We start from the raw sequence: 23,810 nt of genomic DNA, 5'->3' as shown, positions 1-23,810 counted from the left end.
AAGGCGCGTAGTACGAGCGACCGACGGGAGCGAGGGCTTCGGCAGTGCTGTGCGGTCCGCGGTTCGAGGAAGGTGTCCGCGCGAGCGCAGCGAGCGTGGTTCACTGCTCGCGCGGTTTGCGAGCAGGGTTTTAGTCGTCGGTCGGTGTCGCCTCGACGTCCTGACTCTCCTCGACGGCAGTGGTGAGCGAGACGTTGAGCACGAGCATCGAGATAAGCCCACCGACGACGGTGACGACGTTCTTCACCGCGTGGTCGACGATGGCCGCGCCGAGCGCGACGGGCGTGGCGACCGGCGTCAGCCCGACGACGAGCAGGCTGAACGCGCCCTCGTAGAGACCGATGCCGCCCGGCGAGAGCGGGAGCACTTTGGCGAGGTTGCCGACGCTGACGGCGAAGAAGCCGACGGCGACGAGCGTCGTGAGCGGAAGCGCGACGTCGAAGGCAGCGAAGACCAGCAGAGCGGTGATGACGTCGAGCGTCCAGATTCCCACGCTACTCGCGCCGATGCGGGCAAATGCGCTGCGGTCGCCCGCCACGGCTTGCACATCGCCGACGAAGCGCTCGATGACGCCCGCCACGCGGTCGGCGTAGGCGTCCGAACTCACCTTCTCCATCCCGCGACGGACGAGATTGCGATCCGAGCGCGCGCTGGCGACGATGGCACCGACGAGGGCGATGGCGGCCATCCCGACGCCGCTGGCCACGAGGAGGGCGACGCGCCCGCTTTGATTCCCACCGGCGACGGTCGCGCCGAGTCCCGAGAGACTGGTGATGCCGGTGGCTGCAAGCCCGATGAGGACGACGCCGGCGAGCAGCGTAATCGTCAGCAGATCGAAGACGCGCTCGACGGCCAGCGAGGCAAATCCTGTGGGGTAGGGCACGCGCCGGCGCGTCTTGACGACGTAGGCCCTGACGGCATCGCCCGCCCGTGCCGGGAAGACGAGATTGCCAGTTTGGGAGATGAACACCGCACCGGTGAGGAAGCCGAGCCCTTCGGTGTAGCCCAACTCTTCGAGGATGTCGCGATAGCGCCCGCCACGGAGCGGCCACGAGAGCACGTAGACGAGCGCCGCGGCGACGACGAGCGCGGGGTTCGCAGTCTCGATCTCGGCGAGCATCCGCGAGACGTCGATGTACTGTGGCATCAGCGCGACGGCCAACAGCGTGAGCAGCGTGCCGGCGACGAGCGTCACGCGCCGGGTAATGCGCGGCGCGACGCCGAGTCGCCACCACGTCCGGAGGATGCCGCTGCCCATGCCGAGCACGTCGCGGACGAAGTCGACTTTCGTATCGCCCATCGGCGTCCAGTCGACGGGGAACTCCCGGACGCGGTAGCCGGCGCGCTGGGCGCGCACGAGGAGTTCGGTATCCCAGAACCAGTGGTCGTCCTCGACGTCACTGAGGAGATCGTCGAGCACCGCGCGGTCGAAGGCCTTGAACCCACACTGGTGGTCGTGGACCGACGAGCGCAGGAACAGCCGGACGAGCCCGTTGTAGACGCGGCTCGGCACGTCGCGGTTCGCTGGCCGGTCGGCATCGCTCGCCGCGAGCAGGCGCGAGCCGGTGGCGACGTCGTACTCGCCCGAGTGCACACTCGTGACGAGTTCTTCGAGATGGCTCATGTCCGTCGCGAGATCGGTGTCGAAGTACGCGAGCGTGTCGCCGCGCGCTGCTCGAAAGGCACGGGTGAGCGCGCCACCGCGACCGAGTCGTTCGTCGCTGTGGACGTGGCGCACGCGCTCGTCGTCGCGGGCGAGCCGGGCGGCGATTTCGGGTGTGTCGTCGGTGCAGCCGTCCTCGGCGACGAGCACTTCGAACGAGTCGTCGGGGAGGAACGATGCGAGTGCCTCGAGCGTGGTCTCGACGGTCGCAGCGAGCGTGCGCTCCTCGTCGTAGGCCGGAAGGACGACGCTCACGGCGACCGAACTCATTGCTCCGAATGCGCCAGCCATCGACAAATCCCTTCCGGGTTCTGTACGGCTCGGTTCTCCGGCTCAGTCGGCTCCTTCCGGCGCGCGAGCAGTGGCGAAACCGGGGAGCTCGACGCCGAGCGCGTCGCTGGCCTCGGCAGGCGATTCGTACGGTCGGTTCACGACGAGCGTGCCCGCGCGCTGGTCGCCGAGACCCGGAAGTGCCGCGAGTTCGTCCATCGAGGCGGCGTTGAGGTCAAGCGGTGCCGGCACGCCCGATACCGAGCGATAGCCGTGGTCGGTCACGGCGATATCGGTGACACTCCCGAGATCGCGCTCGCCCGGAACCGCCACCAGGAGGGGGTAGGTGCCGAGCTGTCGGCCGAAGGTCTTGCCGTCCTGGTGGTATTCGAGGTGGACGTCCGGCAGGAGCGTGCCGGCGGGCGCGACGCGCTGGAGCATCGGGTTGTCGATCTCCTCGCGGACCTCGGTTTTGTACTCCTTGAACAGTTTCTTGTGATCGTCGGCGATCTGCGCTCCGGTGGAACTCATTTCGGTACCGTCGAAGGCCATCACCTGCCGGATGTTCACCCGGCGGAGCATGAGGTCGGCGTCGTAGACCCGGTGAAGGAACTCTTTGTTGAGTTCGAACGTCTTCTCGCGCTCGCCGTGCAGCCCGTGCAAGAGGTTGATCCCCGGGAGGAGTTTCGGCAGTCGGTTGGCGTTCCCACCGTCCTCGGGTCGCCACCCGGCCTCCTCGTTGACGATCTCGACGGCGCGGAAACACTCGTCGGCCGTCACGTTGAGATCGTTCTGTTCCTGGACGACGGGGTCGGCGCTTTCGAGCCCGAAGGCAGCCGTGTCGCCGGGCGTGTTGTGCTCGGCGATGATCCGCAATCCCTCCCGCGATTTTTCGGGCCAGCGCACGATGGTGATCGGGTTGATGTTGTCGAGGTGGAGCGTTTCGAGGTCCGGCGCGACATCCCGAATACCGCCGTAGAGGTCACGGAGCGCGTCGGGGTTGGGCGCTTCGCCGTCGCCGCCGTAGGCGAGCAGGTCGGCCTGTCGGCCGAGCCGGAAGTGTTTCACGCCGCGGTCGGCGAGCGCATCGACCTCCGAAACCACCGATTCGGGCCGGCGGAAATCGGGATTCCCATACAGGGGTTCGGTGCAGAAGGAACACCGGTAGGCACAGCCACGCGAGGTTTCGAGTTCGCAGATGAGGTAGTCGGGGTGATTCGGGTGTTGTTCGACGACGAACGCGCCGTCTCGTGCCCAGCGGGTGACCTCCTCGACGTCGCGCATTCGATTGCCGAACCCCTCCAACCCATTCGAAACGAGGTCGTGGGCGGCGGCCTCGACGTCGCCCTTGGCGACGAACTCGAAGTCGAGGTCCTTGCGCTCGGTTGCCTGCCCGCCGGCGTTCTCCTCGCCGACGCCGAATTTCACTGGGCCGCCCATCAGACTCGTCCCCTCGGCGACCCACGCGAGTTCGCGCACCTCGTCGGGTTCGGCGGGCGTCCCACCTACATACTTTCCGGGCACGGTCATCCCACCCAGGTAGATCATGAGGTCGGCCTGGGCCACGTCGCGCCACTTGTTCCGCTCGTCGCGCAGTTCGTCGATCGTGTGGTAGGTAACGTTCTCTTCGGGGACGCCCGCATCGACGAGCGCGCCGGCGGTGAACCGGGGATACGTGGAGATGTACGGCGGCACGCCGAAGTGGGCGGGTTCGTCGACGTACCCATCGACGAGGGTGACGTCGAGCGTGGCTGGGTCGGTCATGGGGTCACAAGAGCGCCGCGGCGTAAAACTCCCACTCTCACGACCCGTGGGGTTGATAGGTCGCGCGGGACTACGGGCGGTATGCCCGCAACCCTCGAAGTGGTCTGTGAGAACGACGGCTGCGAACTCGACATGTTCGAGATGCACTACACCTACGATATGCCCGACGACGTGGGCGTCGCCGACTTCCAGTGTCCGTACTGCACCGAAACGGAGTCGCTTCGGGAGGTCGAACTGTGACCAGCGTCGGCGAGTCGCTGCGCAACACGGTGCTCGACGGCGTCGGTCGATTCGCCGGTCGTACACAGGAGCGCCGTCCGCTGCCGACCGACCTGCTCGAAAGCGACGACGCCTATCTCGTCGTCTTCGACGCACCCGACGCACGCGCCGAAGACGTACAGGTACGCTATGCTGAGGACTCGGTCCACGTCCGCATCGACCGCACTCGCGAGCACCGCGAGGGCTTCGAGATGCGCTTTCCCGGCCGCGGTCTCTCCCTCGACGGGCGCGCGACACTCCCCACGGGGGCGACGATCAATCCCGACGAAGCGACCGCGAGACTCACCTCCGAGGGCACGCTCGAAGTCGAACTCCCGAAAGTCGAGGGAAGCGACGACGGCCCGATTCGGATTTCGACCGACGAGGGCGAGGCGGTCGAAGACGAGACGTTCGAGAACGGTGTCGAGGAGAGTTCTCGTGCAGATGACGACGAGAGCGCGACCGACGGTCGGACGTCTTCTTAAACCGGAAAGTCGGCATCCGAATCGACCACGCGGTCGGGGTCGTCCGGCACGCGCCAGTCGGTCGTCAGTTCCAGGAACTGCACGAGGATGCGCCCGGTCGCGCCCCAGACGACGTAGTCGCCGACACGGAAGAAGTGGAGTCTGATGTCGCCGTAGTGTGGGTGGTCGCGGCGCTCGGAGTCGTAGTTCGCGGGGTTCGTGAGCGCTTCGACGGGGAGGACGACGACCTCGGCGACCTCGCGCTCGTCGGGGACGTACTCGTGGTCGGGAACGCGGGCCACGAACGGCCGAACGGCGTAGCGCGTGATCGTTCGAATGTCGTCGAGTCGGCCGACGACCTCCGCAGTTGCGGGGTCGAGACCGATCTCCTCGTGGGCTTCGCGCAGCGCGGTCGCGGTCAGATCCTCGTCCACTGGCTCGCGCCCACCGCCGGGAAAACTCATCTGGCCGGGGTGTTCGCCGAGGTGGTCGGCGCGCTTGGTGAACAGGAGATGTGCGCCGTCGTAGTCCCCCGGGTGTTCGCGCGTGATGACCGGCACGAGCACGGCCGCGTCGCGCTGCTCGTCGGTGACTCCTGTGGCCGCGTGCTCGGCCACCCGCGCGAGATGCATACCTTCCCGTAGGGCCGGCGGGGCTTAATTCGCCCGCTCTCGCGGGTCCACCGCAGGGCGGCGGTCGCTTGCAGGCCGTTTATCCGGCTCCCGGTCGTGTCATCGACGATGAATCGACCGTGCCGTCGGCGAGAGGTGAGGGCCTGACGTGGCGACCGACTCCGCGGACGCGCTCGACCGGCGCTCGATGGCGAAAGCGGTCGTCGGCTTCACCATCGCAATCGTCCTCCTGTATTTCCTCGGCAGCGCCGTCGGCTGGGGCGACATCCTCGACGCGCTCGCCCGCGCGGACCTGCGCTGGGTGGCCATCGCCTGTCTCAGCACCTGTGGCTACCTGCTCGCGTGGACGAAGACGTGGCAGGTCGTTCTCGATGCCGGCGGGATTTCCATTCCCTATCGGGAACTGGTCCCGACCTACCTCGCGGCGACGTTCGCGAACTACACGACGCCGTTCGGACAGGCCGGCGGTGAGCCGTTCATCGCCTACGTCCTCTCGGCCGACACCCACGCGAGCTACGAGGAGAGCCTCGCGAGCGTCTCGACGGCCGACCTGCTGAATCTTTTGCCGTTTTTCACCTTCGCCGGCGTCGGACTCGCAGCGCTCGCAATCACCGGCACGGTCCCGCCGGGCGCGCGTTCGATTCTCGTCGGACTCGCGGCCATCGCCATCGGCGTGCCGGCGCTGGTCTACGGCGCGTGGCGACGGCGCGACCTCGTCGAAAATATCTTAACGACGCTCGCCCGCCCGGTGACGAAACGCACCGACCGGATTGCGATGGCACGAGTCGAGGCGCGCATCGACAGTTTCTACGACCAGCTCGCGCGCATCGCCGACGAACCACGCGATTTGCTCGTCGGGCTGGTCTATTCCTATCTCGGCTGGGTGTTCTTCGCCGCACCCCTCTATTTCGCCGCGCTCGCGCTCGGTCTGCCGGTCGACCCGTTGTTGGTCGCCTTCCTCGTGCCTGCAAGCTCGCTCGCCGGGTTCGTCCCGACGCCGGGCGGTCTCGGTGGCGTCTCGACGGCGCTGGTCGCGCTGGTGGTCGCGCTCACGCCCGTCGGGGCTGGCCCGGCGGCCGCGCTCGCGCTGCTCTATCGGGCGACGAGCTACGTTTTTGCACTGGCCGTCTGTGGCCCGACCGCGCTGTACGTCACCGCACGCGCCTGACTCATGCTCCACTCCCGCCCGCGGCCGCGTCCAGCCGGTCGCGCACGCCATCGAGTTCGACCGGGGCCCACGTTTCGAGGTCGTAGCTCACGTCGAGCAACCGCTCGATGCGTTCGCGGTCGTCATCCCGAACGGCGCGCGCCGCATCGGCACGAAATCGCCCCTCGACTACGCCACCGAGCGCCGCACGGTCTGGCGTGCGCGGTTCGACGTCGAGGATATGCGGCAGGTCCTCGGCACCGTCGGGAAGCGTCGGGAACGCCGTCGGACCGGCGGCAACCAACTGTTCGTCTCCACTTTGCTCGACGACTCCATCGGGGTCGAACGCGACGAGACGATACGCTGCAAGCGCCGTCTCGATGTTCTCACCATCGAAATCGGCACCGCGCTTGAAGGCGAGTTCGTCGCCCGCCTCGGTGAGTTCGTCTCGCGTGAGTGCGCCGAAGAGGTCGACGACGCCGGCGAGTTCGTCGTGGGTCAACTCCATCGGCGGGTTCTCGGGGGCCACCGGGTTAGTCCTTTATCGCCGCTAGATCCGTTCGTACGACCTCCCTGATCTCGTGGGGGGCGAGCGGTGCGTCCGTCCACGCCGGCAGTCGGTCGTCGGGAGCGGGTGCGGTGATGGCCGTCGCGTACTCGCCGACCTGCTCGCGCTCGCCCGCCGGGTCGTATTCGAACCCGTTGTGCGCTGCGTCGGCGGCGTACTGGCGGATGAACCGCGCCGCCGTCTGTCGGTAGCGCTCCGGAAGGGTGTCGTAGTCGGGTTGCACATTATGCTTCTCGACGGCGCGGAGCAGCGCCCGCCCGACCTCGCGGCTCATCGCCGCCAGTCCTTCCGACCCCGACACCGTCCGGTGGTCGTGCACGTCGATGCCGAGGTCGACCTGTGCCGTGTTTGCGAAGCCTGCGCCCTCGAAGGCGGTTTCGAGAGTGTCGATTTCGAGCCCCCAGCTCCGGCCGAGGCGCAGGTCGCGCGCGAGGTCGCCGGTAAGCGCGACCTCGCCGGCGAGCGCGTAGCGAAAGGCTCCGAGATACTCCAGGACCGGTGCGTCGTGGCGTTCGCGGAGGGTTGCCACGAGCGGCGCGTAAAAGAGTCGAAATAGCCGCCCGAAGAGCTGATTTTGCTCGATGCGTGCGTAATAGCCCTTCACGAACTCGAAACCATTGGTGAGCGGCGCACAGAGCCGCGACACGTCGGCGGCCGAGTACGAGAGCGCGTCGGCGTCGTGGACGACGACGAACTCGTGGTCGCTCGCGAGACCGAGTGCGAGCCAGACGTCCCGTCCTTTCCCGCCCTCGCCGTCGAGACCGCGCTCGGCGAGCAGCGTTTCGAGCCGTGAACCGCCACACCAGAGCAGTTCGATGTCGCAGTCGAACTCCGACAGCCACCGGGCGACCGCGCCGACGCGCTCGCGCGAGGCACGCAAAGCGACGACGACCGTCGCCACGTCGAGCGTGGCGAGCGACGAAAACACGTTTGCGGCCGCCGTCGTACGATACTCGCGGCCGGTCATCGGCACGACGACCGCCGTTCGATCGGTCGGTGCGGCCGGCGGCTCGTCGGCAAACCCGTGTAGGGTCGTGATTCGCTCTTGGACGTACTCCATGACTCGAATGTCCGTTCGCCCGAAGTCGACGGCGACCGACGGCCAGTACGATCGTCACTCGGGAAAGCGGTGTATCTATACACGGTACACTGCGAGGCCAATCAAAGCTTCCGAAGTCACGTCCCGAGAACAGGCACGGGAAGGGTACGCGGTGATGCCAGGGCAGCGGACCGGGTTCCCGTGCGACCGGAACCATGCGGTTCCGTTTCGACACAGACAGTGGAGGGTTCTATACTTACTCCCTGCCCGGTGTTTCGAACCTCGAAACATGTGCCACGGTGTGAAACACGCCCCCGTGCAGGACGGGGCTTCACGACGGAGAACGTCGATGGCTCGATTCACGGCGCGCCAGTCCGTATCCCAACGTTAACGCTGCCGGATACCCAATTTCACGGAAATGGCTACACAGGGAGTTTCGCGGGGGCGAGCGTGGTTGATGGCCGCGCGCCCGCAGACGCTGCCGGCGGCCGCCGCGCCCGTTCTCGTGGGCACCGGTCTCGCCGTCTACAGGGACGTGTTCGCCCCGATTCCGGCAGTTGCGGCGCTCGTCGGCGCGCTGCTCATCCAGGTGGGCACGAACTTCGCCAACGACTACTACGACGCCCAGTCGGGGGTCGACTCCGACGAGCGCGAGGGTTTTACAAGAGTTACCCAGTCGGGTCTCATCGGACCTTCAGAAGTCCGGCGCGCGATGGTCGGGACGTTCGCGCTCGCCATCGCCCTCGGCACTTACTTGGTGTTCGTCGGCGGACTACCGATCGTCGTCGTCGGACTGTCGAGCGTCGCCGCCGGGGTGCTCTATGCTGGGGGACCCTACCCGTTCGGCTCGTACGGCTTGGGCGACCTCTTCGTGTTCGTCTTCTTCGGGTTGGTCGCCGTCACCGGCACCTACTACGTGCAGGCAGCGGCCCTCACTCGATCCTTCCCGCTCTGGCTCCCGCCGGGAACGCTGCCGCTCGCGGCCGTCGTGGCGAGTCTGCCCGCCGCGGGCCTCTCGACCAACATCCTCGTCGTCAACAACCTGCGCGACCGCGAGACCGACATGGCGGCGGGCAAGCGCTCGCTCGTGGTCATCATCGGCTACCGCTGGAGTCGCGTCGAATTCCTCTGCATGACTGGGATGGCCTACGTGATTCCGGTGATTTTCTGGCTCACCGGTTACGGACCGCTCGTGCTCGCACCGCTGCTCACGATGCCGTACGCCGCCTCCATCGCCGCGACCGTGCTGACCAGAACCGACGGCGACGCGCTCAATCCCGCACTCGAACGGGTGGGGAAGTTGCTCGCGGCCCACTCCCTCTTGTTCGCGCTCGGTCTCGCGGTTCCGGGAGTGCTATGAGAATCGAACCGTTCTCGCTCGCCCTCTCACGCCCGCTCTCGACGGCTCGTGGCACTATCGACACGAGAGATGGATTTCTCGTTTTCGTCGAGTGCGAGGGGGCGCGGGGCGTAGGCGAGGCGACGCCGCTGCCGGGCTGGACGGAATCGCTCGACGACTGTCGGACAGCGCTCGAACGCGCTCGGAACGCCGATGACTGGGAGGCAGCGCTCGATTCGCTCCACGAGACGCCGGCCGCCCGCCACGGTCTCGCGCTCGCACTCTGCGATGCGCGCTCGCGGGCGGCGGGCGTCCCGCTCTACCGCAATCTCGACGGCGAGCAGCGAGAGCACGTGCCGGTGAACGCCACCATCGGCGACGACTCAGTCGAGAAAATCGTCGACGAAGCCGCCGAAGCGATCGAATCGGGGTTCGCAACCCTCAAAGTCAAAGTCGGGGCGCGGGCGGTCGCGGAGGACATCGAGCGCATCACCGCCGTGCGGGGGGCGGTCGGTCCCGAGGTCGAACTCCGCGCCGACGTGAACGGGGCGTGGAGCCATGACGAAGCGCGGGCGGCGCTCGACGGATTCGCCGCCGCGAACCTCGCGTACCTCGAACAACCACTCCCGAAAGACGATCTCGCCGGCCACGCCGATCTCCGAGGAGAGGTGCCGATCGCGCTCGATGAGTCGCTGGCGGCTCATTCCGTCGAGCGTGTTCTCGACACCGACGCCGCGGACGTGCTCGTCTTGAAACCGATGGCGCTCGGCGGGCCGGACCGCGCGCGAGCAGCCGCGCTCGCCGCCCGCGAAGCCGGCTGTGGGGCGGTACTCACGACGACCATCGACGGCGCACTTGCTCGAACGGGGGCGGTTCACGTCACCGCGAGCCTCCCCGACCCGCTGCCGGCCGGTCTCGCAACCGCCGACCGGCTCGCCGAAGACCTCGTCGCGGACCCGGCCCCAATCGAGGACGGTCACGTGCGCGTACCACAGCGAGCGGGCAACGCGCCGCTGGTGGACGGATGATCGACGTGCTCGCCCGGCGGGTCCGTGCCTCGCCCGATGCGACCGCGCTCATCGCAACCGACGGACGGGAGTGGAGCTATCGGGAACTCGACGAGCGTGTCAAACGGACCGCTGGCCGGCTCGCGGCGCTGGGGGTTGCGGGCGAGCATCTCGGCTGCCTGCTCGAAACCCGGCCCGCGACGGTCGTCCTCGTCCACGCGGCGGCACGCCTCGGCTGCGTGCTCGTTCCGCTGAACACGCGACTCACGCCCGAAACACTCGCCGAGCAAATCGAGCGCGCGGACCTCGCGGCGCTGGTCTGCGGGAGCGACACCGCCGCAACCGCCGTCGAACTCTCTGCGGAGATACCCATCGTCTCCGTCGATGCTGCCGAACGGGTAGACGTCAGAGACCTCGATAAAATCTCGCCAGCGGCGTTCACGCCAGCAGAGCGTGACGCCGACGAACCGGCGCTGATGCTCGCCACGTCGGGCACGACCGGCGAGCCGAAGCTCGTCGTGCTCATGACCGAAAACCTGCGCGCGAGCGCCGTCGCCTCGGCGTTCCGTCTCGGTGTCGCACCCGACGACCGCTGGCTCGACCCGCTCGCACCCTATCACATGGGCGGGTTCGCTCCGATCGTCCGCTCGGCGCTCTACGGGACGGCAGTCGTCGTTCCCGAAGCCGGTTTTGATGCCGGGGCAACCCTCGACGCGCTCGACAGCTACGACTGCACCGGCGTCTCGCTCGTGCCGACGATGCTCCGTCGGTTGCTCGACGCCGGCCCCCTCCCCGACTCGCTCCGGTTCGTCCTCCTCGGTGGTGCGCCCGCCTCGGAGGGCCTCATCGAGCGCTGTGAGGAGCGGGGCGTGCCCGTCCATCCCACCTACGGCATGACCGAAACGGCATCGCAGGTCGCCACCGCCACCCCCGAAGAGGCGTTCGCCCACGCCGGCACCGTCGGCCGCCCGCTGTTCGATACCGATCTCCAGATCCTCGATGGCGACGGAGAGAGCGTTGCAACCGGCGAGGCGGGCGAAATCGTCGTTTCGGGGCCGACAGTGTTTTCGAGGTACTACGGCGACCCCGACGCGACCGCGCGGGCGTTCTCCGAGCGCGGCTTTCACACCGGCGACGTCGGCCACCGCGATGCGGGCGGACGGCTCTGGGTGACGGGCCGGCGCGACGAACTGATTTCTACTGGCGGCGAACTGGTCGCCCCAACCGAAGTCGCCGACGCGCTTCGCTCGCATCCGGCCATCCACGGGGCCAGCGTGGTCGGCCTTCCCGACCCCGAGTGGGGCGAGCGCGTCGGTGCGCTCGTCGTCGGTGATGTCTCAGACACCGAGACGGTCCGAATCCACTGCCGCGAGCGCCTCGCCGGGTTCAAGGTTCCACGAACGATCGGCTTCGCCGACGAACTCCCCCGCACCGCCTCGGGCACCGTCGAGCGCGAGGCGGTCCGCGAGCGCCTGCTCGAAATCGGCGAGTGAACCGTCGGGTGGTCATACTGTCGGAGGGAAATCCACGAGCCATTGCACAGACTGATTCGATCCCGGCCGATTTTTGTGATAGCGGCTGTGAAATACTTCCCTCCAACAGTATCAGTCCGCGCCGCCCTCGGCGGCCGGCGGTTCGTCTGTCCCCAGCGCCGCGGCGGGCGGCCGGGTCCGCACGTCCGCGCCCTCACGCTCGTCGATGACGTCCGCGTAGGCTTCGGGCATCACCTTCACGAAGCTCTCCAACTCCTCGTCCCAGTTGTCGAAGACGTACTGCCCGCGATCGGAATCGGTGTAAGCGACGTGGTTTTCGACCAGCCGCCGGAGCATCCGCTCGTCGCGCTCGTCGAACTCCGTCGTCGTCTCCACCATGTCGTGGTTGACCCGCGACTCGAATGTACCCTCCCTGTCAAGCACGTACGCGACACCGCCGCTCATGCCGGCCGCGAAGTTCTTCCCCGTGTCGCCGAGCACCGCGATGGCTCCGCCAGTCATGTACTCACAGCCGTGGTCGCCGACGGACTCGACGACGCCCTTGACACCCGAATTTCGCACCGCGAAGCGCTCGCCGGCCTTGCCGTTGATATAGACCTCGCCCTCGGTCGCGCCGTAGAGGGCGACGTTCCCAATCAAACTGTTCTCCTCGGGTTCGTAGGGTGCTTCGGGTGGGGTGTTCACGACGAGTTTCCCGCCCGAGAGGCCCTTGCCCACGTAGTCGTTGGCGCTCCCGGTCAGCGTCATCGTCACGCCAGCGGCGAGGAAAGCCCCGAAGCTCTGGCCCGCCGTGCCGTCGAAGTCGATGGTAATAGTGTCCTCGTCGAGTCCCGCGCCGCCGTGCTCGCGGGAGACGTGGTGGGAAAGCAACGCGCCGACCGCCCGGTCGGCGTTCGAGACCTCCCTGCTGAGCGACACTGGACTTTCGTCCTCGATGGCCGCTTGCGCGTCGGCGAGCAGCGCGTGGTCCAACTGGTCGTCGATCTCGTGGGTCTGTTCTCTGACCTTCGTTCGTTCGGTGCCCGGTACGCCGTCGCTGCGCGGTTCGGCAAGCATCGCGGAGAGGTCGAGTTTCCTCGCTTTCTCGTGGGCGACGTCCTCGCGCTGTGTGAGGAACTCGGGCCGGCCGACCATCTCTTCGACGGTCGAAAAGCCCAACTCGGCCATGAGTTCGCGCAGTTCCTGTGCGATGAACGTCATGTAGTTTACCACGTGTTCCGGCTCGCCGGGGAAGCGCTCCCGGAGTTCCTCGCGCTGGGTCGCGACGCCCACCGGACATGTGTTTTCGTGGCACTGGCGGGCCATCACACAGCCGGAGGTGACCAGGGGGGCGGTTCCGAAGACGTATTCTTCGGCCCCCAAGAGCGCCGCAACCGCGACGTCGCGGCCGGTCTTCAGCCCGCCATCGCAAGTCACCCGGATGCGCGAGCGCAATCGAGTCTCACGAAGCAGTTGATTGGTCTCGGCCAGCCCGAGTTCCCACGGCAACCCGGCGTTTTTGATGGACGTCCGGGGACTCGCGCCCGTACCTCCCGAGTGGCCCGAGATATGCACCACGTCGGCGTTTGCCTTCGCTACGCCCGCCGCAATCGTCCCGATGCCCGCCTCAGAGACGAGTTTGACGTTGATGTCCGCCTCGGGATTCGCCGCCTTGAGGTCGTGGATGAGTTGCTTGAGGTCCTCAATGGAGTAGATGTCGTGCAGCGGCGGCGGCGAGATGAGACCGACTCCTGGGGTAGCGTAGCGCACGTGGGCGATCATCTCGTTGACTTTCTTGCCGGGCAGATGGCCGCCCTCGCCCGGTTTGCTCCCTTGAGCCATCTTGATCTGGATCTCGTCGGCAGACGTGAGATACTCCGAGGTGACGCCGAAGCGACCCGACGCCACCTGCTTGACGTTACACTCCTTTTCAGTGTCGAAGCGCTCCGGCGGCTCGCCGCCCTCGCCGGTGTTCGACTTCGCGCCGAGCCTGTTCATCGCAATCGAGTTGTTCTCGTGGGCCTCCGGCGAGAGACTGCCCAGACTCATCGCCGCCGTCGAGAACCGCTCGACGATCTCCTGGACCGGTTCGACCTCGTCGAGCGGAATCGACTCCCGAGAACTGTCGAACTCCAGTAGGCCGCGAAGCGTCTGTAACTGCTCGTTCTGCTCGTTCATCATCGCGGCGAACTCCTCGTACTGCTCGTAGTCGCCCTGCCGGACGGCCTGCTGGAGCGTTCCCACAGTTTGGGGGTTCCACTCGTGAAAAATTCCATCGGAGCGGTGTTCGTACTCGCCCTGTCGCTCGATGGCTGGGTTCTCCCCGAAGGCGAGCGCGTGGCGGTCGTCAAGGTCGGCCTCGATGTCCTCGATGCCGATGCCCCCGGTGCGGGCTGTCGTCCCTTCGAAATACTTGGCGACGAAATCCGAATCCAATCCCACCGCCTCGAAGATTTGTGCACCCCGATAGCTCTGGACCGTGGAGATGCCCATCTTCGACATCGTCTTCAGAAGCCCGTCTTCGAGCGCCTCGCGGTAGGCCCCGACGGCCGCCTCGCGGTCCGCGCCGTCGCCGCCCCGCGTGAGGTCCGCGATGGTCCGGTAGGCGAGATAGGGGTTGACCGCGCCCGCGCCGTAGCCGATGAGCGCCGCGACGTGATGCACAGTACGAGGGTCGGCCGATTCGACGACGAGACCGACGCGATTGCGACGGCCGTTGCGCACGAGGTGGTGGTGGACCGCCCCCGTCGCCAGCAGCGACGGAATCGGGATTCGATCGTCGCTCGCCGCCCGGTCCGAGAGCACGAAGATATCGTTCTCGTCGGCGGCCGTGGTCGCCTCGCGGCGCACGCGCTCGACCGCCGATTCGAGGTCGCCGTCGACATCGTAGGTGATATCGAGGACTTGACTCTCCATCCCGTTCGCGTCCGTATCGCCCATCCTCCCGATGGCGGCTGTCTCGTCGTTCGAGAGTATCGGCGATTCGCAGACGAGCTGGCGGGCGTGGGCCGGCGATTCGGCGAGCAGGTTCCGCTGGTTTCCGAGGCGGGTTTCGAGCGACGTCACCAACTCCTCGCGGATGTAGTCGAGTGGCGGGTTCGTCACCTGCGCGAACAGTTGTTTGAAGTAACTGAACAGCGGGCGGTTGAACTGCGAGAGCACTGAGAGGGCCGTGTCGTCGCCCATCGACCCGACCGGGTCCTTGCCTTTCCGGGCCATCGGTTCGAGCAGGTTGTCGAGTTCGTCGTGGGTGTAGCCGTAGAGTGCCTGTCGGCTGCGAAGGTCGCCATCGCTCGCGCGCTTGGTGCGTTCGCGGGGGGCGTCGCCAACGATGTCGTCGAGTCGGACTTGCTCCTGTTCGATCCATTCGGCGTATTTCTCGTCGGTCAGTTCTCCGAACACCTCCTCGTCGGAGATTACCCCACCCGCTTCGGGGTCGGCGAGGAACAACTGGCCGGGTTCGAGCCGGCCGCGCTCGACGATGTTCGCCGGGTCCAAATCGAGCGCGCCCGCCTCCGAGGCCATCACGAGCCGGTTGTCGGTCGTCACGTCGTACCGGCAGGGCCGGAAGCCGTTGCGGTCCAGTACTGCGCCGACCCGTTTGCCGTCGGTGGCTGCTACCAGCGCCGGCCCGTCCCACGGCTCGGAGAGCGAGGCGTGGAAGTCGTAGAAGGCCCGGCGCTCGTCGCTCATCTCGTGTTCGCTCCCGCGGAACGCCTCGGGAATCAGGAGTCTGAGGGCGTGCGGTAGCTCGCGGCCCGACTGCATGAGAAGCTCGAGCGCGTTGTCCACGCTCGCAGTGTCCGACTGCTCGGCGTCGGCGATGACCGGCTTGATGGCATCGACGTCGAACTTTTCAGTATCGATGTCCGTCTCGCGGGCACGCATCCAGTTGATGTTGCCCCGGATGGTGTTGATTTCGCCGTTGTGAATCACGTGCCGGTAGGGATGAGCGAGATGCCACGCGCCGAGCGTGTTGGTCGAAAAGCGCGCGTGGACCATCACGAACGTCGAGCGGAGTCGGGAATCGGTGAGGTCCGGGTAGTAGCCGGTGAGCTGATCGCCCTTCAGCAGGCCCTTGTACACCAGTGTCTGCCGGTCGAGCGAACAGATATAAAAGCGCTCGCTTCCCGCCGGGTCGCGCTTGGCGACGCGCTTTTCGACCGCTCGGCGGCCGACGTACAGTCGCGTGTCGAACTCGTCGGTAGCCAAATCCTCGTCGGGCGTGACGAATGCCTGATAGACGGCAGGCTCGGAATCGAGCGCCGTCTGTCCCAACTCGTCGTTGTCCGTCGGTACTGCGCGCCAGTGGACGACTGAAAGGTCGTGCTCGGCGAGGGCATCAGCGACGAGTTCCTGTAATCGTTCGCGCGCGGCGTCGTCCTGCGGGAAGAACAGTGACCCGACGGCGTAGCGTTCGGGGAGTTCGACCGAGAGTTCGTCCGCGAAGAACTCTCGGGGTGTGCGGAGCATGACACCCGCGCCGTCGCCGGTGTTCTCCTCCGCGCCGGTCGTGCCGCGATGTTCGAGGTTCGAGAGGAGTTCGAGTCCGTCGGCGACGACCGAGTGATCGCCCTTCCCGTCGAGATCCATGACGACCCCGACGCCGCAGTTCGCGCGCTGCTCGGACGGATCGGCCAGTCCCGTGGCCGCCGACCGCTCTCTGTGGGAACGTGTGGCATCCATATGAAACCGAATCTCACTGGCAGGGATAAGAGGCTAACCCTGTAGGGATAAGTGCGTATTAATACCACTCAAGGATGTCAGTACGTGCCGCGGTCGCCAGTGCCGAAAAAGAGGAAGATCGGTGTGGAACTGCTCAGTACGACTTGGCGAAGTACGCCGTCTCGGTCGCGTCGTCGCCACAGATCGCACACGTGTCGTCGAGGGGCTCCTCGTCCTCGTTGAGCGGGACCATCACGATCTCGGCGGCGATCTCGTCTTTGATCTCGGTCTCGCAAGCCTCGTCGCCACACCACGCAGTCTTGACGTAGCCGCCGTGCTGGCCGATCGTGCCAAGCAGTTCGTTGCGGCTCTCGGCCTCGCGGACGTTCTCCTCTAACTCCTCCTCGGCGGCGGCGTACAGTTTCGCGTAGATGGTGTCGAGATGGTCCTCGACCGTATCGGCGATGTTCTCACGACTCTCGACGGTCGATTCGCCGTCCGGACGGTGGACGAGTGTCGCCTCCTCGTCCTCAACTTCGTTCGGGCCGACCTCGATGCGCAGCGGGATCCCTTTGAGTTCCCACTCGTTGAACTTGAAGCCGGGGTTGCGCCCGTCGCGGTCGTCGAGCTCCACGCGGAGACCGGCCTCGTCGAGTTCCGCCGCGAGGTCGGCGGCGTAGTCGAGCACCGCCTCTTGCGTGTCCTCCTGCCAGATGGGCACGACGACGACCTGCTCGGGTGCGAGTTCGGGGGGCAAGACGAGTCCCTGGTCGTCCGAGTGCGTCATGACCATCCCGCCGAGTGCCCGCCAAGAGAGGCCCCACGAAGCCGTGTGGGCGACGTGTTCGTTTTCGTCGGCATCGACGTAGGTCACGTCGAACGCCTCGGCGAACCCGTCACCCAAGTAATGGCTCGTCGCCGACTGTAGTGACTTCCCGTCGGGCATCAGCGTCTGTATCGCGGTCGTCGTATCGGCCCCGGGGAACTTGTCGTGTTCGGGCTTGCGGCCCTCCAGCACTGGGATGGCGAGCACGTCCTCGTGGAGGCGGCGATACTGCTCCAGTCGAAGCATCGTCTCCTCCCACGCGCCCTCGCCGTCGCGGTGGGCGGTGTGGCCCTCCTGCCAGAGGAACTCCTTCGTGCGGAAGAACGGTTTGGTGTCCGTCGCCTCCCAGCGCACGACCGAACACCACTGGTTCAGCCGCATCGGGAGGTCGCGGTGGCTCCGAATCCACTGGCTCATGAAGGGTGTGATGATGGACTCGCTGGTGGGCCGCACGGCGAGCCGTTCGTCGAGTTCGTCGTTGCCCGCCTGTGTGACCCACGCCACCTCGGGGTCGAACCCCTCGACGATGTCTTTCTCGCGTTCGAGATAGCTCTCGGGGATGAACAGCGGGAAGTAGGCGTTCTGCACTCCTGTGTCCTTGAACCACCCATCCAGATGGTCCTGAATCCCCTCCCAGAGGGCGTACCCTCGGGGGCGAGTGACGATGAATCCGCCCATCGGCGCGTAGTCGGCGAGTTCCGCCTTCTGGACGACGTCGGCGTACCACTCGCCGGGGCTGTGCTCTTTCGATTCGGTGATGCCGAGGTCCTGTTGTCGGTCGCTCATGGATACTGCTCAGTCCGCTGGGTTAAACACGGTGCGATTCGCACGAACCTCACGGCCGCTCGAGCCGGCGCTTGGTCTCACGGTGGCGATAGCGAAACATCGGCTCGAAACCGATCTCGCCAAAGGGTTCGGCGAGGCGACCGAGATCGCCACAGGGAAGGCGATACTCAACGCGGTCGCGGAGTATCGTGCCGCCGGCGTCGGCGTAGAAACTGTGGGTGTGGACCCAGCGCTCGAACGGGCCGTCGTGCATCGTATCGCGGAACAGCCCTGCATCACCGTCGCGTCGCCGCTCGACGATGCGGGAGGTCCAGCCCTGTCGCGGCCCGACGCCGAACGGGCGCATCGAGAGGTCGATCTCGGAGCCCTCCTCCAAGATGTCGGGATCCGGTTCGCCGTCCGGGCCGCGCGCGGCCTCCACGCGGAGGTTCATGAATTTCGGTGTGACCGCCGTCAGCCCGGTGATCGCCGAGTGGAACTCCCAGACGTCCTCGAAGGGCGCGCGCAGGTACGTCTCGCGCTCGTAGGTGGCCATATCTCTCCCTCACCCCGCGCGGGCAAAACTCCCGCGGACCGGGGCGAAAAAGCGGCACGCATATACCCCGTGGCTGAGAATCGGCAAGTATGACCCGAACATGCAGAAACTGCAAGCGGACCTTCGGGAGCGACCTCGAACTCGAACTCCACCGCGACGTCTGCTCGGACGCACAGCTGGTCTGTGAGGTCTGTGGCGAGCGCTTCGCCGAGCGGTACGCGACGACGGACGGCTGGCGATACGACTGCCCGAACGACGACTGCGACGGCACAGGGTTGAAGGAAGACCTCCGGCCCATCAGCGACGTCCTCGCTCCCCAGTAGCGCCGCGCGCGAGTCGTTCGATCGTGACCAGTGCCCGCCGGCAGACGGGCGCGTACGCCGCCGCGGGCAACGGAATCTCGAACGCCGCCCGACAGTTCTCGCCCCAGGACTTGACCCGATGACCGGTCGCCGGAACGCCAGCGACGCGCCACGTCCACCGACGATCGGCACAGCTCGTGACGCGAAACGGCACCCGTAGTCCACCGTCCGGCAGGCCCGGGAGCAGCGCACCCGGACCCACGGTTTCGACGTGGCCGCTCGATCCGTTCTCGATGAACCGATCGGGGCAGTCGACGGCCGCGATCGACGGTCCCCACTCGGGCCAGCGGTCGGTATCGATCAGGATCGACCAGACGGTCCTGGCGGGCGCGTCGATCGTGCGGGCGATCACGACCCGGCGGCCGTCGGGCGTGCGTTCGATGGCTGCGTTCACGATGTCTCTCGGAGTTCGGGCAGCATATACCGTCGGTCGACGCCGGCCACAGTCGGTCTCGGGGTCGATGCTACGACTTTTCCCGGCGGCCGTCGACGTGACGACATGGAATACACGACGCTCGGTGGCACGGGCATGGAGGTCAGTCGGCTCTGTCTCGGCTGTATGAGCTTCGGAAACTCCGACTGGCGCGACTGGGTACTCGAAGAGGAGGCGAGCCACGAGATCATCGAGCGCGCGATCGACCTCGGCATCAACTTCTTCGATACCGCGAACATGTACTCGAAGGGCGACTCCGAGCGCGTACTCGGCGACGCGCTCGCGGGCTACGACCGCGACTGGCCGGTCGTCGCCACGAAAGTCTATCACCCGATGGACGAGGGCAATCCGAACGCCGGCGGACTCTCCAGAAAGGCCATCGAGCAGGAACTCGACAACTCGCTCGACAGGCTGGGCATGGACACGATCGACCTCTACCAGACCCACCGCTGGGACGAGGACACGCCGATCGACGAGACCCTCGGCGCGCTCGACGATGCGGTGCGCCGCGGCAAGGTCAGGTACATCGGCGGCTCGTCGATGTGGGCCCACCAGTTCGCCGACGCGCTGCGCACGAGCCGGATGGCGAACCTCGAACGGTTCGTGACGATGCAGAACCACTACAATCTGGTCTATCGCGAGGAAGAGCGCGAGATGCTGCCGCTGTGTGGAGAGAAGGGCATCGGCGTCATGCCGTGGAGCCCACTCGCGCGCGGCTACCTCACCCGCCCCCACGAGGACATCGGCGCGACCGACCGCGGCGCGAGCGAGGAACACCTCTACGACCATCCCTACCGCGAGGGCGGCGGCCGGGAAATCAACGAGCGCGTCCAGGAACTCGCCGACGAGAAGGACGCCACGATGGCCCAGATTTCGCTCGCGTGGCTGCTGCACAAGGAGTGGGTCGACGCACCCATCGTCGGCACGACGAGCGTCGAACATCTCGAACAGGCCGTCGCGGCGCTCGACATCTCGCTGTCGGAAAGCGATCAGGAGTACCTCGAAGAACCCTACGGGCCGGTGCCCGTCTCAGGACACGCCTGACCGCCCCGTTCACGACCCGAGGTTCGGCGCTCGATGCCGATCCTGAACGGAGCCAGTGGTGGAAGACAGCCGTCTCAATCGTCGCTGGCGAGGATGAAATCGGCGGCGCGCTCGGCGATCATGATCGTCGGCGCGTTGGTGTTCCCTCCAACGAGGGTCGGCATGATCGAGGCATCGACGACCCGAAGCCCGGAGAGACCGTGAACCCGCAAGCGGTCGTCCACGACGGCCATCGGCCCGTCGCCCATCGTGCAGGTCCCGACCGGGTGATAGACGGTGTGGGACGTCTCGCGGATGTGCGCTTCGAGTTCCGCGTCAGTCTCTGCATCCTTGCCCGGCCAGACCTCTTTTTGCCTGTGCTCCTCAAAGGCGTCGGCACGCGCGATGTCGCGGGCCTTCCGGAGACCGTCGACGAGGGCGTCCATGTCTTCGGTCGCGGTGAGATACCGGGGGTCGATGGCGGGTGCGTCGAACGGGTCCCCGGAATCGAGCGAGATACGCCCGCGGCTCTCCGGGCGCAGTTGTGTCACGCCGATGGAAAACCCGCGGCCCTTCGCCGGGTTGTCGAAGCCGTGGCGCAGGAAGTACGACGGAGCGAAGTGATACTGGAGGTCCGGTGCCGGTTCGTCGGGACTCGTTCGGACGAACCCGCCGGTCTCGGCGACGTTCGAGGTCAGCGGGCCGCGCTTGAACAGGAGATATCTCGGGAGATGTCGGAGTTTGCCGGCATCGTCGAGCGTCGAAGCACCGGTCGATTCGTGGACGACGAACGCGAAGAGGTGGTCCTGGAGGTTTCGCCCGACGCCGGGCAGGTCGTGGCGCACCTCGATGCCGTGCTCGCGGAGGTGGTCGCCGTCACCGATCCCCGAAAGCATCAGTAGCTGTGGCGTGTTGACCGCTCCGGCCGAGAGGAGAACCTCTCCATCGGCGTCGGCACGGACTCGCTGGCCGTCGATCTCGTACTCGACGCCGGTCGCACGATCGCCGTCGAAGGTGACCCGCGTGACCTGCGCGCCGGTTCGTGTGGTGAGGTTCGGTCGGTCGAGAACGGGCTTCAAGAAGCCGTCGGCGGCGCTGTGGCGTTTCCCGTCCTTCTGGGTGAGATGGTAGAAACCGACTCCCTCCTGGGACTCGCCGTTGAAATCCTCGGTTCGCGTCTCGCCGGTCTCGACGGCAGCATCGACGAACGTCTTCGAGAGGGGACGTGGCGAGCGGGGTGTGCTGACGTTCAGCGGTCCGTCCTGTCCGTGGTAGGCCGAATCGCCGGGTTCGAACCGTTCGCTTCGCTTGAAATAGGGCAGTACGTCCTCGTAGCCCCAGCCTTCGTTGCCCAGTGCGGCCCAGTGGTCGTAGTCCTCCCGGTGGCCACGGATGTAGATCATCGCGTTGATCGCACTCGACCCGCCGAGGGTCTTGCCGCGCGGCCAGTAGAGTTCGCGGCCGTTCATCGCCTCTTGTGGCTCGGTGTAGTACTCCCAGTCGACCGAACTCCCGAACAGTTCCGGGAACCCGGCCGGGATGTCGATTTCGCGCTTCTCGTTCGGCTCGCCGGCTTCGAGGAGCAATACGGTGGTCTCGTCGTCCGCGCTGAGGCGGTTTGCGAGCACGCAGCCTGCCGAGCCGGCACCCACGATGATATGGTCGTAGGTGGCCGTTTTGGGTGCCATTCTCTAGCGTCACTACCGTCGGGGATATAAACGCGGGTGGTCGGAGAACCTCTGACGCCAATTGACAACCCGTCGCACTCGATGCAGCCCGCGACGGTTTCTTCTATCGAATACAGACCCGATATTCGTAGTACGGAATTGCGTGATTACGACTCCAATGAACCCTCTCGGTTTTCTCTCTCCGTCCACAGTCCGTCAGTTTATCCGCCCGACAGCCCTACGGAGCATACCGTGAACACCGACCGCGCCACGCTCGCGGCGATGATTTTCGCCGTGCTGTTCGGACAGGTGGCGCTCTATCCGGGCGTCCCGGAACTCGTCGCGGCGCTCGGCGCACGGACGACTCTCGACGCGAGCACGTGGTTTCTCGCGGCCGAGTACGCGGGATTCGTGCTCTTCGCCGGCGTCTGGGGCGCACGCAGCGACGCCGCCGGCCGCCGCGTCCCGTTCATCGTCGCGGGTGCACTCGGCGGCGTGGCGAGCTACGCACTGCTGGTCGTCCTCGCGTGGTTCACCGACATCGGCTTCACGACGATGCTCCTCCTCAGATTCGTCGAGGGGAGCTTCACCATCGCAGCCTTTTCACTCTCGATAACGATGCTGATGGATTTGGAAGGCGGGCACGGCCGCAACATGGGCGCGGCGGGTATCGCCATCGGGTCGGGCACGGCGCTCGGCGCGCCACTCGGCGGCCAGCTCTCGGGTGTGGGACCGCTCGTTCCGCTGGTCGTCGCCGCCGGCCTGCTCTGCCTCGTCGCGCTGCTCGCGATTCGACTATCGGACCGCGTCCCCGAGAGCCGACGGGGCGGCGTCGGGGCGGCACTTGCGGGCCTCGCGGACCGCCCGGCGCTCGGCCTGCCCTATCTCTTTGGCTTCGCCGACCGCTTCACGGCGGGCTTCTTCGCGCTCGTCGGCACGCTCTACTTCAGGGAGACGTTCGACCTCGATGCGGGGATGGCCGGTCTCGTGCTCGGTCTCTTCTTCGCCCCGTTCGCGCTCGGCCAGTACCCAATGGGTCGGCTCTCGGACCGCATCGGCCGCCTCGTGCCTGTGGTCGCCGGATCGGTGCTCTACGGCGGCACGGTACTCGCAGTTTATCTCGCCCCCACGATCGAGATCGCCGGCGCGACGATGATCCTCCTGGGGATCGCCGGTGCGCTCGTCGCCCCGGCCACGATGGCGCTCGTGACCGACCTCGCAGCGGATCGGGGGACGGCGATGGGCGGGTTCAACGTCTTCGGCAGCCTCGGCTTCCTCGTCGGCACCGTGGGCGGCGGCGCGCTCGCCCAGACCTTCGGTTTTGGGACAGCGTTTTTCGCCGCCGCGGCGCTCGAAGCCGGCGTCGTCGTTCTCACGCTCCCGCTGCTCGTCCGGCTCGACCTCCCCCGAAGCACGCTCTTCGGCGACCACGAATCCGCCTGAGAATCGGATAATCGAACACCCGTCCCGAGAACGTTTCCTGCTGGGGACGGTAGCCCCCGCATGGACCGCAACGACCCCGAATCGGTGGTCAGACGGTACTACGACCTCGTCGATGCCGAGCGCTACGACGACCTCGTGGCGCTGTTCGCCGAGGACGTTCGCTACGAACGGCCCGGCCAGGAGCCGATCGAGGGCCGCGACGCGCTCCGGGCGTTCTACGAGGAGGACCGACCGCTCGACGACGGCTCCCACGAGGTTCACGACGTGGTCGTCGACGGCGAGACGGTGGCGGTCAGAGGGGCGTTCAGCGGCCGGCAGGACGGCGAGCGCGTCGCGTTCGGCTTCGCCGACGTCCACGAGTTCGACGGCGGGTCGATCGCCTGCCGGCACACCTTTACCGACCGCGACGAGGTCTGAGCAACCCCGTCGGCGAACGTCGTTTCAGCA

At 66.6% G+C, this 23,810-nt stretch carries 20 protein-coding genes; 10 read left to right on the top strand and 10 right to left on the bottom strand.

What is annotated here, in order from left to right:
• Positions 1-130 precede the first annotated feature (130 nt).
• Together ACP97_RS05835 and ACP97_RS05830 are read right to left on the bottom strand one after the other, a co-directional pair.
• Positions 131-1,933 carry a flippase-like domain-containing protein gene (locus ACP97_RS05835; RefSeq protein WP_049996892.1) on the bottom strand — a complete coding sequence of 601 codons (1,803 nt, stop codon included), beginning with the start codon at positions 1,931-1,933 and terminating at the stop codon, positions 131-133.
• 63 nt (positions 1,934-1,996) lie between these two features.
• Complete coding sequence (locus ACP97_RS05830; RefSeq protein WP_049996891.1) at positions 1,997-3,697, bottom strand: radical SAM protein; 1,701 nt, start codon at positions 3,695-3,697, stop codon at positions 1,997-1,999.
• Between the two features lie 81 nt (positions 3,698-3,778).
• Here ACP97_RS05830 and ACP97_RS20340 point away from each other — a divergent pair, with 81 nt between their 5' ends.
• Entirely contained in the window at positions 3,779-3,937 is a 159-nt protein-coding gene (locus ACP97_RS20340) for a DUF7559 family protein (protein ID WP_202593564.1), read from the top strand.
• Complete coding sequence (locus tag ACP97_RS05825; RefSeq protein WP_049996890.1) at positions 3,934-4,440, top strand: Hsp20/alpha crystallin family protein; 507 nt, start codon at positions 3,934-3,936, stop codon at positions 4,438-4,440. Before ACP97_RS20340 ends, ACP97_RS05825 begins: the two co-directional genes overlap by 4 nt.
• On the opposite strand, the gene ACP97_RS05820 is transcribed toward ACP97_RS05825, so the two are convergent.
• Complete coding sequence (locus ACP97_RS05820) at positions 4,437-5,051, bottom strand: NUDIX hydrolase (protein ID WP_049996889.1); 615 nt, start codon at positions 5,049-5,051, stop codon at positions 4,437-4,439. The genes ACP97_RS05825 and ACP97_RS05820 overlap by 4 nt on opposite strands.
• A gap of 148 nt (positions 5,052-5,199) precedes the next feature.
• Here ACP97_RS05820 and ACP97_RS05815 point away from each other — a divergent pair, with 148 nt between their 5' ends.
• Positions 5,200-6,219: a lysylphosphatidylglycerol synthase transmembrane domain-containing protein gene (locus ACP97_RS05815; protein WP_049996888.1), complete on the top strand. Its 1,020-nt coding sequence runs from the start codon at positions 5,200-5,202 to the stop codon at positions 6,217-6,219.
• A gap of 1 nt (position 6,220) precedes the next feature.
• On the opposite strand, the gene ACP97_RS05810 is transcribed toward ACP97_RS05815, so the two are convergent.
• Both ACP97_RS05810 and ACP97_RS05805 read right to left on the bottom strand, forming a co-directional pair.
• On the bottom strand, positions 6,221-6,706 hold the full coding sequence (locus ACP97_RS05810; protein ID WP_049996982.1) for a DUF7109 family protein: 486 nt from the start codon (positions 6,704-6,706) through the stop codon (positions 6,221-6,223).
• 25 nt (positions 6,707-6,731) lie between these two features.
• Positions 6,732-7,826 (bottom strand): glycosyltransferase family protein, encoded by a 1,095-nt coding sequence (locus ACP97_RS05805; RefSeq protein WP_049996887.1) that lies wholly within the window; start codon positions 7,824-7,826, stop codon positions 6,732-6,734.
• A gap of 397 nt (positions 7,827-8,223) precedes the next feature.
• Here ACP97_RS05805 and ACP97_RS05800 point away from each other — a divergent pair, with 397 nt between their 5' ends.
• Genes ACP97_RS05800 through ACP97_RS05790 form a run of 3 tightly spaced genes read left to right on the top strand, consistent with a single transcriptional unit; the run spans position 8,224 to position 11,644 of the window.
• Positions 8,224-9,165 (top strand): 1,4-dihydroxy-2-naphthoate polyprenyltransferase, encoded by a 942-nt coding sequence (locus tag ACP97_RS05800; RefSeq protein ID WP_079977556.1) that lies wholly within the window; start codon positions 8,224-8,226, stop codon positions 9,163-9,165.
• On the top strand, positions 9,162-10,172 hold the full coding sequence (locus ACP97_RS05795) for a mandelate racemase/muconate lactonizing enzyme family protein (protein WP_049996885.1): 1,011 nt from the start codon (positions 9,162-9,164) through the stop codon (positions 10,170-10,172). The genes ACP97_RS05800 and ACP97_RS05795 overlap by 4 nt, the downstream gene beginning before the upstream one ends.
• Positions 10,169-11,644, top strand: coding sequence for a class I adenylate-forming enzyme family protein (locus ACP97_RS05790; RefSeq protein ID WP_049996884.1), 1,476 nt, complete (start codon positions 10,169-10,171; stop codon positions 11,642-11,644). The genes ACP97_RS05795 and ACP97_RS05790 overlap by 4 nt, the downstream gene beginning before the upstream one ends.
• Before the next feature lie 111 nt (positions 11,645-11,755).
• Here ACP97_RS05790 and gltB read toward each other — a convergent pair whose 3' ends face one another.
• The 3 genes from gltB to ACP97_RS05775 all read right to left on the bottom strand — a co-directional run bounded on the left by gltB (position 11,756) and on the right by ACP97_RS05775 (position 18,435).
• A complete protein-coding gene (gene gltB / locus ACP97_RS05785) occupies positions 11,756-16,309 on the bottom strand; it encodes a glutamate synthase large subunit (protein WP_079977555.1) in 4,554 nt (1,517 codons plus the stop codon).
• A gap of 133 nt (positions 16,310-16,442) precedes the next feature.
• On the bottom strand, positions 16,443-17,900 hold the full coding sequence (gene proS / locus ACP97_RS05780; RefSeq protein ID WP_049996883.1) for a proline--tRNA ligase: 1,458 nt from the start codon (positions 17,898-17,900) through the stop codon (positions 16,443-16,445).
• 49 nt (positions 17,901-17,949) lie between these two features.
• Complete coding sequence (locus ACP97_RS05775) at positions 17,950-18,435, bottom strand: SRPBCC family protein (RefSeq protein WP_049996882.1); 486 nt, start codon at positions 18,433-18,435, stop codon at positions 17,950-17,952.
• An 89-nt stretch (positions 18,436-18,524) separates the two neighbouring features.
• Here ACP97_RS05775 and ACP97_RS05770 point away from each other — a divergent pair, with 89 nt between their 5' ends.
• Complete coding sequence (locus ACP97_RS05770) at positions 18,525-18,758, top strand: hypothetical protein (protein ID WP_049996881.1); 234 nt, start codon at positions 18,525-18,527, stop codon at positions 18,756-18,758.
• On the opposite strand, the gene ACP97_RS05765 is transcribed toward ACP97_RS05770, so the two are convergent.
• Complete coding sequence (locus ACP97_RS05765; protein WP_049996880.1) at positions 18,733-19,191, bottom strand: SRPBCC family protein; 459 nt, start codon at positions 19,189-19,191, stop codon at positions 18,733-18,735. The two genes, ACP97_RS05770 and ACP97_RS05765, sit on opposite strands and share 26 nt — an antisense overlap.
• Positions 19,192-19,296: 105 nt before the next feature.
• Between ACP97_RS05765 and ACP97_RS05760 the strand changes: the two genes are divergently transcribed.
• The gene (locus ACP97_RS05760) at positions 19,297-20,274 is read left to right on the top strand and encodes an aldo/keto reductase (protein ID WP_049996879.1); all 978 of its coding nucleotides are present in this window, start codon (positions 19,297-19,299) and stop codon (positions 20,272-20,274) included.
• A 74-nt stretch (positions 20,275-20,348) separates the two neighbouring features.
• On the opposite strand, the gene ACP97_RS05755 is transcribed toward ACP97_RS05760, so the two are convergent.
• A complete protein-coding gene (locus ACP97_RS05755; protein ID WP_049996878.1) occupies positions 20,349-21,941 on the bottom strand; it encodes a GMC family oxidoreductase in 1,593 nt (530 codons plus the stop codon).
• Positions 21,942-22,172: 231 nt separating this feature from the next.
• On the opposite strand from ACP97_RS05755, the gene ACP97_RS05750 reads away from it, so the two are divergent.
• Together ACP97_RS05750 and ACP97_RS05745 are read left to right on the top strand one after the other, a co-directional pair.
• On the top strand, positions 22,173-23,363 hold the full coding sequence (locus tag ACP97_RS05750; RefSeq protein WP_049996877.1) for an MFS transporter: 1,191 nt from the start codon (positions 22,173-22,175) through the stop codon (positions 23,361-23,363).
• 60 nt (positions 23,364-23,423) lie between these two features.
• Entirely contained in the window at positions 23,424-23,780 is a 357-nt protein-coding gene (locus ACP97_RS05745) for a nuclear transport factor 2 family protein (protein WP_049996876.1), read from the top strand.
• The last annotated feature ends 30 nt before the right edge of the window (positions 23,781-23,810 follow it).

Source organism: Halococcus sediminicola (assembly GCF_000755245.1).
GTDB lineage: Archaea > Halobacteriota > Halobacteria > Halobacteriales > Halococcaceae > Halococcus > Halococcus sediminicola.
Note: the sequence above shows the minus strand (reverse complement) of the source record. Positions and strands in the feature narration are given on the sequence as shown.